Source organism: Streptomyces marokkonensis (assembly GCF_008312835.1).
In the GTDB taxonomy this organism is placed as follows: Bacteria; Actinomycetota; Actinomycetes; order Streptomycetales; family Streptomycetaceae; genus Streptomyces; species Streptomyces marokkonensis_A.
The window spans coordinates 221531-237050 of sequence record NZ_VSKS01000001.1 but is presented as its reverse complement, the minus strand read 5'-3'; the positions used below and the strand labels follow the sequence as shown (position 1 = coordinate 237050).

General features: G+C 73.8%; 12 protein-coding genes. 4 read left to right on the top strand and 8 right to left on the bottom strand.

The genetic code is table 11. The features are described 5' to 3' along the window. Position 1: 1 nt before the first annotated feature. Positions 2-751, top strand: coding sequence for a cobalt ECF transporter T component CbiQ (gene cbiQ, locus F1615_RS01050; protein WP_149546913.1), 750 nt, complete (start codon positions 2-4; stop codon positions 749-751). Beyond that, on the top strand, positions 748-1584 hold the full coding sequence (locus F1615_RS01045) for an energy-coupling factor ABC transporter ATP-binding protein (RefSeq protein WP_149546912.1): 837 nt from the start codon (positions 748-750) through the stop codon (positions 1582-1584). Before cbiQ ends, F1615_RS01045 begins: the two co-directional genes overlap by 4 nt. A gap of 59 nt (positions 1585-1643) precedes the next feature. On the opposite strand, the gene F1615_RS01040 is transcribed toward F1615_RS01045, so the two are convergent. The 3 genes from F1615_RS01040 to F1615_RS01030 form a co-directional block, all read right to left on the bottom strand. Further along, positions 1644-2438 carry an SGNH/GDSL hydrolase family protein gene (locus F1615_RS01040; RefSeq protein ID WP_149546911.1) on the bottom strand — a complete coding sequence of 265 codons (795 nt, stop codon included), beginning with the start codon at positions 2436-2438 and terminating at the stop codon, positions 1644-1646. A 205-nt stretch (positions 2439-2643) separates the two neighbouring features. Further along, positions 2644-7554, bottom strand: a complete 4911-nt coding sequence (locus F1615_RS01035; RefSeq protein ID WP_149546910.1) for a DNA repair ATPase — start codon at positions 7552-7554, stop codon at positions 2644-2646. Between the two features lie 70 nt (positions 7555-7624). Continuing rightward, positions 7625-9670: a flotillin family protein gene (locus F1615_RS01030; RefSeq protein WP_149546909.1), complete on the bottom strand. Its 2046-nt coding sequence runs from the start codon at positions 9668-9670 to the stop codon at positions 7625-7627. 534 nt (positions 9671-10204) lie between these two features. Here F1615_RS01030 and F1615_RS01025 point away from each other — a divergent pair. After that, positions 10205-11263: a PucR family transcriptional regulator gene (locus tag F1615_RS01025; protein WP_149546908.1), complete on the top strand. Its 1059-nt coding sequence runs from the start codon at positions 10205-10207 to the stop codon at positions 11261-11263. A gap of 26 nt (positions 11264-11289) precedes the next feature. On the opposite strand, the gene F1615_RS01020 is transcribed toward F1615_RS01025, so the two are convergent. Next, positions 11290-12063: a hypothetical protein gene (locus F1615_RS01020; protein WP_149546907.1), complete on the bottom strand. Its 774-nt coding sequence runs from the start codon at positions 12061-12063 to the stop codon at positions 11290-11292. A gap of 138 nt (positions 12064-12201) precedes the next feature. Further along, positions 12202-12642, bottom strand: coding sequence for a DUF6299 family protein (locus F1615_RS01015; RefSeq protein ID WP_149546906.1), 441 nt, complete (start codon positions 12640-12642; stop codon positions 12202-12204). A gap of 235 nt (positions 12643-12877) precedes the next feature. On the opposite strand from F1615_RS01015, the gene F1615_RS01010 reads away from it, so the two are divergent. Beyond that, positions 12878-13072, top strand: coding sequence for a DUF5999 family protein (locus F1615_RS01010; RefSeq protein WP_149546905.1), 195 nt, complete (start codon positions 12878-12880; stop codon positions 13070-13072). A 14-nt stretch (positions 13073-13086) separates the two neighbouring features. Here F1615_RS01010 and F1615_RS01005 read toward each other — a convergent pair whose 3' ends face one another. Genes F1615_RS01005 through F1615_RS00995 form a run of 3 tightly spaced genes read right to left on the bottom strand, consistent with a single transcriptional unit; the run spans position 13087 to position 15491 of the window. Next, entirely contained in the window at positions 13087-13911 is an 825-nt protein-coding gene (locus F1615_RS01005; protein ID WP_149546904.1) for an alpha/beta fold hydrolase, read from the bottom strand. A gap of 27 nt (positions 13912-13938) precedes the next feature. Continuing rightward, a complete protein-coding gene (locus F1615_RS01000; protein ID WP_149546903.1) occupies positions 13939-14337 on the bottom strand; it encodes a RidA family protein in 399 nt (132 codons plus the stop codon). Then, positions 14334-15491 carry an acyl-CoA dehydrogenase family protein gene (locus tag F1615_RS00995; protein ID WP_149546902.1) on the bottom strand — a complete coding sequence of 386 codons (1158 nt, stop codon included), beginning with the start codon at positions 15489-15491 and terminating at the stop codon, positions 14334-14336. Before F1615_RS00995 ends, F1615_RS01000 begins: the two co-directional genes overlap by 4 nt. Positions 15492-15520: the final 29 nt, after the last annotated feature.

The window sequence follows — 15520 nt, the reverse complement described above, 5'->3', positions numbered from 1 at the left end:
CGTGCTGCCGATCGACGCGGCGGCGCACAGCAGTCGCTGGCGCCGCCGTCATCCCGTGGACAAGGCCGTGCTGGGCTTCGGGCTCACCGTGCTCGCGATCTCGCTGCCGCCCTGGCCGGGCGCGGCCCTGGTGCTGGTGACCGCGCTCGCGGTGCTGCTGGGCCCGGCGGGGGTGCCGGGGCGGCGGCTGTGGCGGGCGTACCGGGTGCCGCTGGGCTTCTGCGTCACCGGCGCGCTCACGCTGCTGGTGCAGGTGGGCGGGCCGGAGGGGTTCGTGTCCCCGGCCGAGGACGGGCCGCTGCGCGCCGGGGAGTTGCTGCTGCGCACCTCGGCGGCTTCGCTGGGCGTGCTGCTGTTCGCGTTCACCACGCCGATGTCGGACCTGCTGCCGCGTCTGGTGCGCGCCGGGGTGCCCGCGCCGCTCGTGGACGTGGCGCTGGTGACGTACCGCATGAGCTTCCTGCTGCTCGACTCGGTGCACCGCGTCCGCCAGGCGCAGGCGGCCCGGCTCGGGCACACCACCCGGGCGGCCACCTGGAGGTCCCTCGGCGGGCTGGGCGCGACCGCGTTCGTCCGGTCCTTCGACCGGGCGGCGCGGCTGCAGACCGGTCTCGCGGGACGCGGTTACGACGGCACCCTGCGCGTGCTGGTGCCCGAGGCCCGTGTCTCCGTGCGGTTCACGCTCTGGAGCGTGGCGCTCCTGGCGGCGCTGGCCGCCCTCACCCTCGTACTGGAAAGGCCGTTGTCGTGAGCGAGTCCGTGCTGGTGGCCCTGCGGGGCGTGTCCTTCGCCTACGAGGACGGACCGCCCGTGCTCACCGGCCTCGACTTCGAGGTGCGCGAGGGGCGCGCGCTGGCCCTGCTGGGGCGCAACGGCAGCGGCAAGACGACGCTGATGCGGTTGCTCAGCGGTGGACTGCGCCCGGACGGGGGTGAGTTGACCGTCGAGGGGCGGACCGTCCGGTACGACCGGAAGGGGCTGACGGCGCTGCGCACCACCGTGCAGCTGGTGGTGCAGGACCCCGACGACCAGTTGTTCGCCGCGTCCGTCGGGCAGGACGTGTCGTTCGGGCCGCTGAACCTGGGCCTGTCCGACGCGGAGGTGCGCGCCCGGGTGGCGGAGGCGCTCGCCGCGCTGGACATCACCGCGCTCGCCGACCGGCCCACGCATCTGCTGTCCTACGGGCAGCGCAAGCGGACGGCGATCGCGGGCGCGGTCGCCATGCGGCCCCGCGTCCTGATCCTGGACGAGCCGACGGCGGGCCTGGACCCCGACGGCCAGGAGCGCCTGCTGACCACCCTCGACGGGCTGCGCGAGAACGGCACCACGGTCGTCATGGCGACGCACGACGTGGACCTGGCCCTGCGCTGGGCCGACGACGCGGCCCTGCTCACCCCGTCGGGCGCGCACACCGGCCCCGCGGCCGTCGTGCTGGCCCGTACGGACCTTCTCGCGGCGGCCGGGCTGCGGCTTCCGTGGGGCGTCGCGGCGGCCCGGCTGCTGCGCGCCTGCGCCCTGTTGCCCGACACCGCGGCCGGCCCCCGCACGGCGGAGGAACTGGTGGCCGCCCTGGGCGGCGGATGAGCGCGCCGGCGTGCGGGGGTGCCGTCCGGCGGACGGCACCCCCGCACGCGCAGGGCCCGCTAGGCCACGGAGCGGAGGGCGGGCAGGTACCCGCCCGACTGGCCGATCGCCTTCGGGTGGTAGGAGTTGGTGACCGGGAGCGTCACACTGTGCAGCCACGCGTCGCCCGAGCAGAGCTCGTGCCCGGTGAACTCGTCGACCACCGACGAGAAGGTGAATCCGGCGTTGGCCGCCCGCTTCGCGAGCACCCCGTTCAGCACGTCCGAGGCGTTGTTGATCGCGCCCCGCTCGGTCTCGGTGAGGCCGGCGATGCAACTGCCCGACAGCTTGTAGAAGCGCGGGTACCCCAGCACCACCACGTGTGCCTGCGGGGACCGGGACCGGATGCCGGTGTACAGCGAGTCGAGCCTGCCGGGCAGGGTGCTCTGCATCTGCGAGACGGCGGTGTTGACGCGGGAGACGCAGGTGGCCTCGCTCTGCAGCACGCAGGTCTGCATGACGTCCGCGAACCCGACGTCGTTCCCGCCCGCGGTGACGCTGACCAGCGTGGTGGAGGAGCTCAGCGCGCCCAGCTGCCCGGAGGCCACGCTCGACGTCGTCGCGCCCGAGCAGGCGACGAACCTGAACGACGACGGGGCGTTGGCGTTCGCCCACAGTTGCGGGTACGCCTTGGTGCTGCGCAGGCAGTCACCGCTTTCGGAGGTGTAGCTTCCGGCGCCCACCCCGGAGGAGTAGGAGTCGCCGAGAGCAACGTAGTTGCCGCCTGCGGCCGAAGCCGGCTGAGCCAGACCGAGCACGGCCGCGGCACCCATGGCGAGGGTTGCCAGGTATGCCCCAAGAGAACGCACGGACACGGCAGTCCGCCCTTCGAATGTGAGGGTCAGGGGAGAGGTTCATGAAGCAACCAAGGTTGTAGCAGCCCTCTGTACCGCTCGGTAACACCTGGAAAAAAAGTCATCCGGTATGCCCGAATGATCGTTCGGCGGGGTGAGCTCCGCGCGTAGATAAACGTGCGGCCCGTGGCGATCGGGTGAACATCGGGCCGCTTGGCCGTACGCGCTAACTCCGTTTGGACGCCCGTGTGATGGCGGACTCGACGGCCGCGATGCGGTCGCCGAGGAGGGCCAGGGCGGCCACCGCGCGGGCCAGGGCGTCCTCGCCCGAGCCGCCCGGGGCGAGGGTGCGGACGTGGGCGGCCTTCAGCTCGGTCCAGCGGGCGGACTGTGCGGGGGTGAGCGTGCCGCGCAGTTCGGCGAGTTTGAGCAGGCTCGCCTCGGCGCCGGTGGTGAGGGTCTGGGCCTCGGCCGTGTAGTGGTCGTCGATGACGGCGGTCAGTTCGGAGTCGTTCATGACGGGCTGGATCCGCTGGGCGATCCTGTTCATGCTGCGGTAGGAGCCCTGGAGCCGGAACGGCGGCTCGGTGCGGGCGTCGTCGGACTGGGCGGCGGAGGCGATGTAGGCCGCGTTGACGGCGAGGACCGTACGACGGGCGGTGAGCAGATGGCGCAACACCGCCAGGACGCGCTCCAGTTCGGTGGGCGCGTAGGGATGGCCGAGGCGGTCGGGGCGGGCCGTGGGGTCGTTGCCGGCGAGGCGGATCAGCAGCTCCAGGTCGGCGCGGTCGCGGGAGGCGAGCGGGGCGAGCACCGGGTTGGCGGTGAGGGCGTTCTCCACGAAGCTGAGCGCGAAGACGTCCTCCTTGCCGGTGAGGACGTCGCCGAGGTTCCACACGTCGGCACGGTTGGCCAGCATGTCGGGGATCCGGAAGACCTCTCCGGACTCGGTGTAGGGGTTGCCTGACATGCAGACGGCGAACCGCTTGCCGCGCAGGTCGTAGGTCCGCGGCTCGCCCTCCCACACGCCCTCCACCCGGCGTGTGGCATCGCACAGCGGGATGAACTTCTGCAGCAGTTCGGGCGAGGTGTGCTGGATGTCGTCGAGGCAGAGAAGGGTGTTGTTGCCGGCGGCCAGCGCGAAGTTGATCTTCTCGACCTCCTGGCGGGCGGTGGCGTTCGGCGCCTGGGCCGGGTCCAGCGAGGTGACCGCGTGGCCGAGCGCCGGCCCGCTGATCCGCACCAAGACCAGGCCGAGCCGGTGGGCCACGTACTCCATGAGGGTCGTCTTGCCGTATCCGGGCGGGGAGAGGAGCAGCAGCAGTCCCCCGGTGCCGGTGCGGGCGGACTCGCCTGTGGTGCCGAGCTGTTTGGCGAGGCTGTCGCCGACCAGCGGGAGGTAGACCTCGTCGACCAGCCGGTTGCGGACGAACGACGCCATCACGCGGGGCCGGTGGTCGTCCAGGCGCAGTCGGGTGCGTTCGGCGGTCACCAGGGCGGCGCGGCGGCGCTGGAAGGCGCGGAAGGCGGGCACGTCGCGCGCCCTGAACTCCTCGGTGCGCTCCAGGAACTCGTCCAGGCGGAGGGTCAGGCGGCGGTCGGTGATCCGGGGGTGGGTGGAGATCAGGCCCCCGACCGTGACGGTCAGCGGCGCGTCCGACGCGTGGCGGGGCAGGTCCGGGCAGAGCTCGGCGGCGACGGCCTCCGCGAGGTCGCCGGGGGTGACGTGCTCGCCGGTGGCGGCGGTGTACGCCGTCAGCCAGGCCTCGACCAGCTGGCGGCGGGCGGTGAGGTCGGCCAGGGCGGGGAGGTCCTCGTCGTAGGCCTTTGTCGCGACCGTGCGGCGGAAGGTGTCGAGGAGGGCACGGGTCCGGGTGCTGATGACGAAGCCGTCGGGGCCGGTGGTCAGTTCGTCGAAGAGGTAGGCGGCGCAGGCCTCGGGTCGGACGGTGGCGTCCTCGTCCCACTCCCCCACGGCGCGGGCGAGTTCGTTGCGCAGCGCGTCCAGGGCCGGCGGCGGGCCGAAGGTGTCGCGGGCGCGGGCCAGGGAGCGGGCGCGGCGGGTGAGGTCCTCGCGCTCCCGGGCCGTGGTGCCGTGCGCCCAGTACAGCAGGGCGTGGGCGCGTGCCGCGGAGGCGTGGCGCAGGGTCCCGGCACCCTCGTACAGGGGCAGTACGGCGGTGAGGATCGCGGTGGCGTCGTGGTCGTGGACGCCCCGCTCGTAGCCCTCGTCGTACGCCTCCTCGGCGGCCTCGCGGACCAGCGCGGCGAGATCGCCGGCCCCGGTCAGGGCGCCGGGGCCGCGCTCGTGCAGCAGGCGTGCGGCGAGGTGTTCCGCGCGGTGGACCGCGGGCGACTCGGACGGCAGGTGCCGGTTCCACAGGGGGCGGTCGGCGAGGAGGGCGGGGTCGGTGACGGGGGCGCGGTAGTCGGTGCCGGTGAGGGCGACGGCGAGACCGTCGCCGTGCGGGACGACGGTCAGGTCGAAGGGCTGGGTGGAGACGGCGAAGCGGTGGCCGCCGAGACGGATGGTGCGTCCGCCGTCCGCGTAGAGGTCGGTGCGGTCGCGCAGGGCGCGGGCGGCCTCCTCGTGTGCGGAGCGCAGACGGCCGTCGAGTTCCTCGGCCCGTACCCGGTCGCCCATCGCGCGCAGTTCGTCCGCGGTGCGGCGGACCTTGGCGACGAGGGGGTCGGAGGCGAAGTAGGTGCTCACCGCGTCGGTGTCGGTGAGTGCGGCGGAACGCCGGGCGATCGTCCCGAGGACGCGGTCGGCGGCGGAGGCGAGCTGTCCGGCGCGGCGGGCGCGGGCGTCGGTGAGGCTCTGCTTGCGGGCGGAGAACGCCTCGTAGATCTCGGTGCGCTTGGCGGCGAGCTCCCCGAGGACGTCGTCGAACTCCGCGAAGCGGGACTCCAGGGCCTCCAGCTGGGTCAACACCCGTGTCAGCTGGTCGTCGCAGACCTCGGGGTCGTGCGCCGCCGCGAGAGCGCCGGTGACCGTCTGGCCGAGCAGGGCGAGCTCGGCGGCGAACCCCGCGCGTGCCTCCCGGTCGAGAAGTCCGCGCCGGCGGGTGGCGAGGGTGGCGCGGGCGCGGTTGACGCCGCCCATGGCTTCGGCGACCCGTTCGAGGACGGCCGTGCGGACGGTGGCGTCGGTGATGTCGAGTCCGGCGACCACCTCGGTCACCGTGCGCAGCCCGTCGGCGAGTTCGTCGAGACGGGCGGCGACCGGGGCGGCCTCGGCGGTGGTGGCGATCGCGTCGATGTCGGCGTGCAGCCGTTCGAGGCCCGCGTGGTGGGCGGCGAAGGCGTCCTCACGGGCCAGGAAGGCGATCGCGCGCTGACCGAAGGAGGCGAGGTCCGTGTCGGCGGCGCCGGCCAGCGCGTCGATGCGGGCGTGGTCCGCGTAGCGCATGTCCTTCAGCGTCAGCAGATGGCCCTGGGCGTGGCGCAGTTCGGTGAGGCCTGCGACCCAGGCGGCGGCCTCGCGGGGCTGCTCGCCGCGCAGCCGGCGCACCACCGAGGCGATCCGGTCCGCCGCCTCGTCGAGCGCGTCGGCGGCCCGGCGGGTGAGGTCGCGCACGGTCTCGAACTCGGCCAGGACCTGCTCGGCGGTGGCCCGCACCTCGTCCAACGGGGCGCGCAGGCCGCCGAGTTCGGTGTCGCCCAGCCAGTGGTGGGTGTCCGCCGCGCGGACGCAGGCTGCCGCCAGGGTGCCGTAGATCTCGGCCGTCGGGGTGGTCTCGGCGGCCGAGCGGGCCAGGGACAGGCAGTCGGAGATGCCGCGAACGAGGTCGGCGTTGCCGACCCGGGCCAGCGGCCCCTCGCCGGCGGGTCCACCCGCGGCGTGGGTGTCGGAGACGTAGGGGGTGTCCCAGAGCTGCACGGGGTGGACGCGGGCGGGCTCGTCACCCTCGGGGCGCAGCAGGACGAGCCGCCCGTCGTCGGACAGCGCCCAGCCGTGGCAGGCCATCGGGGTGGCGACCGCCTCGCGGATCTGGTTGTACGACAGCAGCAGGCCGCGTCCGCGCCCGGGTGCGTGGAAGGCGTAGAGCACGTCCTCGCCGTGGGGCGAGCGCACCTCGCGTTCGAACTCCATCCCCTCGGTGCCGAGTTCGTACGTCTTGTGCGTGCCGGCCGCGAGGCAGTAGCCGCCGGGGAACACGATGCCCTGGTCCTCGGGCAGCCGGCGGGCGCCCTGCCCGATGCCGTCGAGGCGGACGACGGTGCGGGCGAGGGTGTTGAAGACCAGGTAGCGGTGTGCGCTCTCCTTGTAGGGCAGGATCCGCAGCAGGACCAGGGGGCCGACGCGGGCGTGGGCGATGTCCGCGTCGGCGAGGGACTGCAGGGGCTCGTCGACCGGCTCGGCGTGGATGCCGTCGGGGGTGGTGGTGTCGTTCTCGGTCTTGACGGTGAGGGTGCCGCCGAGGGTGTCGACGAAGACCTCGCCCTGGACGGAGACGTGCGGGTGGCGGCCGAGGACGTGGTCCTCGCGGGTGGTGGACGTCCAGTCGATGTCGGCGGGCGGGGTGAGCGCGTGGTCGCGGTCGCCGCGCGCGTCGAGGAACGCGGCGCGGCCGTCCTCGGTGACCGACCAGCGCAGGACGCGGATGTCGCCGGCCTTCTCGCCGGTCTGGAAGACGGCGAGCAGCTTGCCCTCGACGCGGCGCAGCCGCAGCAGGCGGGCCTGGCGGTAGTAACGGTGCAGGGCGGCGAACTCGCGCAGGAAGCCGGGGTCGTCGAGGAGTCCGGGCACGGCGTCGTCGGACAGCCGGTTCAGGTCGCGGTCGTGCGGGGCGAGGACGTCGCCGACAGCGGTGTCCCGGTCGGGGCGCGGCCGGGCCTCGTAGCCGAAGAGGAGCACGTCGCCCACGGCGACGATGTCGCGGGGCACGCCGGCGCGGTCGGTGCGCAGTCGCCCGGTGCCGGTGAGGCGCAGCTCCGGGGCGCCGAACTCCTCGGCGCGGCGCCGGTTCAGCGCCTCGGCACGGCGGGCCAGTTCGGCGGCCTGCGCGGTGAGGCGGTCACGCAGTACCTGGTAGGCGCCGCCGTCCACGGCCTCGCGGCCGTCAAGGGCGCCGCCCGTGTCCGGTGTCGCGGGACGGGCCGGGAGGGTGGGCTCGTGGGTGGCGGTGGTCATGGCTGCCTCTCGGGAAGGGAGCGGCCGGGAGCCGCCGTCCCCTGTGCGGCGGCTCCCGGCCGGGTGGTGGTCAGGCCCCGGCGTGGCCGTTCAGCTCGGCCAGCGGTGTGTCCGAGAGGCCCAACTCACCTGCTTTGGCGATCAGTTCCTCGAACCGACCGGTGTTCTCCCCGCCCTGCCGCATCAGGCGCATCAGCAGGGCGGAGACCGTGAGGTTCTGCACGTCGGCCGTGGAGACGGAGCCCAGGATGCGGCTCAGGTCGTCGGTGAAGCTCGCCGAGCCGTCCAGCCAGGGGCCGGCGAGGGCCTGCGCGGTCTCGGAGTTCCTGACGAAGCCGTCCACGCTCTTGCCGAGCGCGATCGAGGACATGAGACGGTCGAAGAACACCGACTCCCCGCCGACGATGCTGATGTCCGCGTTCTCCAGTCCGGTGGCGAGGACGGTGGCCTGCGCCTCGGCGACCTGCCGCTGCACGTCCAGTCCGGCGAGCCGGACGTCCTTCTCGGCCTCCAGCCGCAGCCGGTACTCCTCGTGGCCGCGGGACGCCTCGTCGAGGGCGGCCATCGCCGCCGCCTTCTCGGTGAGGCCGGCCGCCTCCGCGCGGAGCCTGCCGCTGATGGCCTCCGCGTCGGCGAGGGCCTTGGCCCGCGCGCCCTCGGCCTCCGCACGCATCCGGGCCTCGGCTGCCCCGGCCTCGGCGCGGCCCGCCTTCTCGATGACCTCGGCCTCCTTGTCGCGGACCTGCACGGCGGCGAGTCCCTCGGCCGCGGACTCCGCCTGGACCCCCTCGGCCATCCGCAGCTTGGCCCGCGCGTCGAGGTCGGCGGTCTTCAGCCGTGCCTCGGCCAGGGTGAGTTCCTCGGCGGCGCGGTGTGTGGCGGCCTGCTCGGCGGCCTCCGCGGCCTTGATGTCCTTGACCAGCTTCTCCTGCGCCTCGGCCTCGGCGGCGATGATCACGGCCTGGCGCCGGCGCTCGGCCTCCTCGACCGCGCGCAGCCTCAGAATCGATTCCTCCTGCTCGGCGACCGTACGGTCCACCGCGACCCGCTCGCGGACGACCTCGGCTATCTCCCGCTTCTCCGCCTCGACCTCCTTGTCGGCGGCGATCCTGGTCAGCTGGGTCTCCCGCTCGCGGGCGATGACCTCGAGGAGGCGGTCCTTCTCGATGCGCTCGCTCTCCACGGCGATGACCCGCTCGCGGTTCTTGGCGGCGACGGCGACCTCGCGGGCCTGGTTCTCGCGCTGCACGCCGAGTTGTTCCTCGGTGCGCAGGAAGGCGCTCTGCGCGCGCAGCCGCTCCTCCTCCACCACCCGCGCGGTCTCGGCCTCCTCGCGGGCCCGCACGGTCTCGATCTCCCGCCTCTGCTTGATCTCGGCGTCGGCCTGCCGGCGCTCCAGCTCCAGGATCGCCTCGCGCGCGTCGACGTCCTGCCGGGTGATCTCCTTCTGTTCGCTCCGCTGGGCCTCGTTGGTGCGGACGTGCTCCACGGCCGTCAGCTCGGTGATCTTGCGGATGCCCTGCGCGTCGAGCACGTTGCCCGGGTCGAGCTGGGTCAGCGGCGTCTGCTCCAGGTAGTCGATCGCCGCGTCCTCGAGGTGGTAGCCGTTCAGGTCGACACCGATGACCTCGATGATCCGGTACCGCAGTTCCTCGCGCTTGGTGTAGAGGTCGGTGAAGTCCATCTGCTTGCCGACGGTCTTCAGCGCCTCGGAGAACTTCGCGTGGAACAGCTCCTGGAGGGTGTTGCGGTCGCTGGCCCGAGCGGTGCCGACGGCCTGGGCGACCTTGATGACGTCCTCGACGGTCTTGCTGACCTTGACGAAGAAGGTGATGCGGATGTCCGCGCGGATGTTGTCCCGGCAGATCAGGCCCTCCTTGCCGGCCCGGGTGATCTCGATGGTCTTCACCGAGATGTCCATCACCTCGGCCTTGTGCAGCACCGGCAGCACGACCGATCCGGTGAACGTCACATCGACCTTGCGGGTCCTGGAGACGATCAGCGCCTTGCCCTGTTCCACCTTCCGGAACAGCTTGGAGACGACGAGCAGGCCGATGAGCACGAGCAGCAGGGCGACGCCGGCGAGTACGGCGATGCCCACGGTGGGAGCGTCCATGGGACACGTCCTTCTGGGCTGAAAAGTGGGCAGAAGTCAGGTGAAGTGACGCCTCGTCACCGAGGCGGGTGAATGTCCGGTGGAGGTGGAGACGGCTCAGGCGGTGCCGCGGTTCTGCGGCACGCGCGGACGGCTGCCGTCCGCTGCCCGGCGCACCGCGCGCGACCCGCCGTCCCGGTCCGCACCGCGTCGGCGCGGGGACCGGGAGGGCCCGGGTTCGTCGGGGCAGGGACGGTGCAGCGGCCGCACGAACCGGGGGGCGGGCAGGCCCGCGGCGGGCTTCGCGTACGTGCGCATCCCCACCCCTCCCGTTCACCACACGATGTCGTCGGGCAGCACTGCTCCCCTCCGGTTCCGGCGCGGGACACCTGCCGGTGTCCGGCACCGGAACCTTCCGCAGTGCTCCCCGCGGCCATGATGCACGGGGGGCGCACGCACGCGCATTGCCGGTTTCCGGCAAGGTTCACTAGGGTCTGCGTGCCGACGCGTCAACACGAACGCGTCAGGGACGCGTCAAGTATCGAGGGGGACCGCGTGACGGAACGAGAGATTCCGGAGCTGTATCTGGACGGCTGCGCCCGGATACTGGCCGAGGTGGCGGCGACGGGCAGGCGGCTCACCCGGGACGAGATCGCCTCACGGCGGGCCCTGGGAGAGCGGGCCGCGGAGGCCGGTTTCGGACTGCGGTCCCTGGTCAGCGCACATCTGACCGCCGCCCGCGGGGCGTGGCCGCGCGGCGCGGACTCGGCGGACGGCGCGCTCGCGGCCGTTCAGCAGGTGGTGGACGCGTTCGCCGAGGGGTACGAGCGGGCCCAGCGGCTGGCTGTGCGTCAGGAGGAGGCGGCGCGGCGGGAGTTCATTGACGACCTGCTCTACGGCCGCAGCGATCTGGGCCGGCTCGCCGAGCGCGCCGAGCGCTTCGGTCTGCGGCTGTCCCACGAGCACGCGGTCGCCGTCGCGCGGGGGCCGGTGGCCTACGAGGAGGGCGACCCCGTACCCCGGCAGGTGGAACGCGCCCTGATATCCCGCTTCGGTGACCGCAGCATCCTGCTCACCACCAAGGACGGCCGGCTGCTGTGCATCGCGCCCGGGCACCAGACCGAGGTGCTCACCCACTTCGCCAAGCAGGCGCACGCCGCCACCGACGGCGGCCAGGTCGCCATCGGCCGCCCGCAGCCGGGCCCCGGCGGGGTCGTCCAGTCGTACGAGGAGGCACTGAGCTCCCTGGAGATCGCCGAGCGGCTGGGGCTGGACGATCCGGTGCTGCGCGCCGCCGACCTGCTCGTCTACCCGGTGCTGGCCCGCGACCGCCAGGCCATGGCCGACCTGGTCCACAACACCCTGGGGCCGCTGACCACGGCGCGCGGCGGTGCCCGGCCCCTCCTCGACACGCTCACCGCCTACTTCGACTCCGGCTGTGTCGCCGCGGAGGCGGCCCGGCGGCTCTCACTGAGCGTACGCGCGCTGACGTACCGTCTGGAGCGCATCGGCAGGCTCACCGGCGCCAACCCCTCCGACCCGTCGCACAGGTACATGCTCCAGACGGCGGTCATCGGCGCGCGTCTGCTGGACTGGCCGGCCGGCGACGGGTGAGCCGTCGGCCGGACCCCGGGTCCGCCTCATGTGCCGGTCGTCAGGACTGCCTCGCGCAAGGCGTCGGGTCCCATCGCCACCAGACGGGGGAGTTCGGTGTTCCATCGTGCGGCCAGTTCGTCCAGGGCGCCGGCCAGGGACCGTTGGAGGCGGCTTCGGGCCAGGCGGAGGGCGACGGCCGCCACCGGACGGTACAGGCGCCGGCCCCGGAGGCGTACGGTGACCGTCACGTCCCAGCGGCCGTCGAGGCGGCCGGGTGCGGGTACCACCCGCAGTTCCGCCCGGGCCGCGCCGCACTCCGCCCGCGCCCGCAGGGGTGCCGTACGCGCGGAGCGGCCCGTGTCCGCGGCCGCCCACCAGTCGTCGCACCGCAGCCGGGCCCCGCCGCTCACCCGGGACAGCGGGGACCACACGTTCTCCACCCGGGCACGCCCGCCGATCTCGACGAGGCGCGGACGGTCCGGCCGGTGCAGGGTGCCCCGCACCGCGGCACCAGCGTCCGGCGCCGACACGGCGAGCGCGAGCCGCAGCGCACGCCTGCGGTTCCACTCCCCCACGGTGATCCGTACCGGCTCCCCCGCCTCCACGTCCCCGTCGCCGGTGCTCTCGTACACCGCTCCGGGCCGAAGGTGACGCCCTTCGGCCAGCCGTACGTCCGGCACGGTCCGCCCGTCCCGCAGCACCAGCCGCCCCGCTTCCGCGCGCGTGCTCTCGGCCAGGTCCAGGAGGACGGCGACGGCATCGGCGAGCCAGGGGCGCGGGACGGGGGCGAGGACCACCGTGTGACGGAGAGCGACCATGGGGCCAGCGTGACGAACCGGCCGCGGGCCGGTCCACGTCCGGACCCGGCAGTACCGGTGCCGGGGTCCTTCCGGCCCCCGGCAGCCGGTGTGGGCCGGAAGGAACCCCGGCAGCCGGTGTGGGCCGGGGGACGCCGGTCAGGCCTGGAGCAGGGTGACGTCCTGGTTTCCGACGGCGTGGAAGACGGGCTCCAGGAGGATGCCGTCGGGGCGCAGTTCCACCACCGTGGCCTCGACGTGCGCCCGGCCGGCCTTCAGCACGTCGCCGGGTGCGCGGCCGGTGTTCTCCCAGCGGTGCTCCTCGCCGTCGCACACCGCGCGGGTGCCGCCGATGCCGTACCGGATCGTGGGCGTGGACTGGCTGACCGAGGAGCCGATGAGGACCGGTCCGGTGCCGGCGAGGCAGCGGTAGGTGCCGGAGAGGGTGACGGAGCCGTCGGCGGCGATCCGCCCCTCCGCGTCCACCGTCACGGTCTCCGTTGGGCCGGCCGACGCGGCCGCCGAGGGGGCTGCCGCGGCGGTGCCGAGCAGCAGGAGCGCGGCAGCGGCCGCCGCGCCGAGGAAGGGACGTGCAGGCACGGGGAAACCTCCGGAATGAGCGGAATGAGGCTCTCCACCAGTACCCGGTGCACGGGCCCGCGGCCACTCATCGTCACCCTTCGGTGGCGGAGCCGCACCGGCCGTGGGGGAACCGTCCCGGGATCGTCCTGGAGCTGTCACGCTTCACGGCGGGGTGTTCCGGTGCGTGCACCACCGGGCGCATGGTCGTTCCGTACGACCCCTTCGGACCGTTCCACCGACGTGGAGGTGCGCCATGTGTGCCCACCAGCCTTCCTGCCCCCGGACCGGGTCCCCCGCCCCGCACGTGGTGGCCGCCCGCCCCGAGCAGGGCTGGACCCTGCTCTGCGACGGTTCGGTCGTCTTCGACGACACCGGCGAGCTGCTCCCCGACGGCCGGGTGATCGCCCCGCACCGGGCGCCCGCCGGCCGGCTCGTGGTCGCCGCCTGACCCGGTCCCGCCGCTCACCCCTCCGCGACGAACCACCGCAGCAGGGAGGCGAGCCGCCGCGGCCGGTCCTCGGCGATCAGCGTCCGCGTGTCGGTGATCTCCACCAGCCGGCCCCGCGGAAGCAGTTCGGCCAGCAGGCGGCCGTGCTCGCGGGGCATCATCCGGTCCTCGGTCGCCCAGACGACCAGCGCGGGCCGGTCGAAGTACCGCAGCCCCTGGGCGGCCTCGAGCAGTTCGGTCCGCCGGACGTGGGTCCCGTAGTGCCGGAAGTCCCGCCGGATCGCCGGGTCGGTCCGCAGGGGGCGCAGCCAGCCGTCGACGATCTCGTCCGGCACCGGGCGCTTGGTGAGCGCGCCGAGGCCGACCGGGAGCCTGCGCAGCGGTTTCAGACCCAGCGTGCGGACCATGAGCGGGATGCCGCCGGGCACCCTGCACGCCAGGCCGATCATCTTGCCGGGCAGCCCCGGCGGGTAGTTGTCGAAGGCCTCGCAGGAGATCAGCACCAGCCGCGCCAGCCGCTCGGGGTGGCGGGCCGCGACCGTCTGGGCGCGTCCGCAGTCGCTCTCCACGAGGGTGACGTCCCGCAGGTCCAGCCGGTCAAGGAACTCCGCGATCAGCTCGTTGACCAGGTCGGGCGTGGGCGGCCGGGTCATCGGCCTGCGGTGCGAGCCGTACGGCAGGGTCGGCGCGAGCAGCCGGTGGTCGGTGCGCAGTTCGGCGATGACGTGCCGCCAGACGGAGGAGTCGTGCACGAGTCCGTGCAGCAGGACGACGACCGGCCCCTCACCTCCCGTGTCCTCGTACTCGACGGTTCCCGCGCTGAGTTCGATCTCCGGCATGGCGCCAGGCTACGGGGGCCCGGCGGTTCAGGGCAGGAGGGCGAAGCCGTCGAGTTCCACCAGCGCCCGTTCGTCCCACAGACGGACCACCTGGACGACCGCCATCGCCGGGTAGTCGCGGCCGGCCAGTTCCCGCCAGGTCCGGCCGAGTTCGCGGGCGTGACTGCGGTACGCGGCGACGTCGGTGGCGTAGACGGTGACACGGGCCAGGTCGGCCGGGGTGCCGCCGGCGGCGCGCAGGGCGGTGAGCAGGTTGGTGAGGGCCCGGGTGAACTGTTCGGGCAGGGTGTCGCCGGCCACCTTGCCGTCGGGGTCCAGGGCGGTCTGGCCGGCCAGGAACACCAGCCTTGAGCCGGAGGCGACGACGGCGTGCGAGAAGCCGGCCGGCGGGGAGAGTTCGGGCGGATTGACGCGCTCGGCGGTCACCGGTCCTCCTGGTTCTCGTGAGACCCCTTGTACGACTCGTTGTCCCTGTACAACTCCTTGGCGATGATCCCCCGTTGCACTTCGCTCGCCCCCTCGTAGACACGGGGCGCGCGGACCTCGCGGTAGAGGTGTTCGAGCAGGTGCCCGCGTTGCAGGGCACGCGCACCGTGCAGCTGGACGGCCCGGTCGACGACGTACTGCGCGGTCTCGGTGGCCAGCAGTTTCGCCATCGCGGCACGCCGGGGGACGTCGGCGGCGCCCCCGTCGTACGCCGTTGCCGCCGCGTACACCATGAGCCGGGCCGACTCCGTGCGCAGGGCCATCTCGGCGACCTGGTGGGCGACGGACTGCAGGTCCTTCAGCTTGCCGCCGAACGCGTCCCGCCGGGCGGTGTGGCCGAGGGTCGCGTCCAGGGCCGCCTGGGCCATGCCGACCGCGAAGGCGCCGACGCTGGGCCGGAACAGGTTGAGGGTGTCCATGGCGACCCGGAAGCCGCCGTCCGGCTCGCCGAGTACGTCGTCGGCGGTCACCGGTACGCCGTCGAAGCCGAGGGCGCCGATGGGGTGCGGGGAGAGCATGTCGAGGCGGTCGCCGGTGAGGCCGGGGCGGTCGGCGGGGACCAGGAAGGCGGTCACGCCCCGGGCGCCGGCGCCGGGGGTGGTGCGGGCGAAGACGGTGTAGAAGTCGGCCTCGGGGGCGTTGGAGATCCAGCGCTTCTCGCCCGTGAGCCGCCAGCCGGAGGGGCCGTCGGGGTGAGCCGTGAGCGACAGTGCCGCCGCGTCCGAGCCGGCTCCCGGCTCGCTGAGTGCGAACGCCGCGACGACCGTGCCGTCGCTCACCCCGGGGATCCAGCGGTCGCGCTGGGCGGGGGTGCCGTGGGCGTGCACCGGGTGGGCGCCCAGGCCCTGGAGGGCGAGGGCCGTCTCCGCCTCGGTGCAGGCGTGGGCCAGGGACTCGCGCATCAGGCACAGGTCGAGCGCGCCGGAGGCGAACAGACGGGGCAGCAGGCCGAGGGCGCCCAGTTCGGCCACCAGGGCGCGGTTGACCCGGCCGGGTTCCCCCTTCCCGGCGAGCGGGCGCAGCCGTCGCGCGGCCAGCGTGCGCAGCTGAGCGCACCAGGCGAGTTGTGCCCGTTCGAGCGAGAATGCGGTCATCGCCGGTCCCTTCCCTCGCCGCTGGGCCA

Excerpts from the sequence above, each read along its gene's own strand:
- F1615_RS01005 (WP_149546904.1), bottom strand. The coding sequence starts at position 13,911 with ATGCCGGAGATCGAACTCAGCGCGGGAACCGTCGAGTACGAGGACACG.
- F1615_RS00995 (WP_149546902.1), bottom strand. The coding sequence starts at position 15,491 with ATGACCGCATTCTCGCTCGAACGGGCACAACTCGCCTGGTGCGCTCAG.
- F1615_RS01010 (WP_149546905.1), top strand. The coding sequence starts at position 12,878 with ATGTGTGCCCACCAGCCTTCCTGCCCCCGGACCGGGTCCCCCGCCCCG.
- F1615_RS01020 (WP_149546907.1), bottom strand. The coding sequence starts at position 12,063 with ATGGTCGCTCTCCGTCACACGGTGGTCCTCGCCCCCGTCCCGCGCCCC.
- F1615_RS01030 (WP_149546909.1), bottom strand. The coding sequence starts at position 9,670 with ATGGACGCTCCCACCGTGGGCATCGCCGTACTCGCCGGCGTCGCCCTG.
- F1615_RS01035 (WP_149546910.1), bottom strand. The coding sequence starts at position 7,554 with ATGACCACCGCCACCCACGAGCCCACCCTCCCGGCCCGTCCCGCGACA.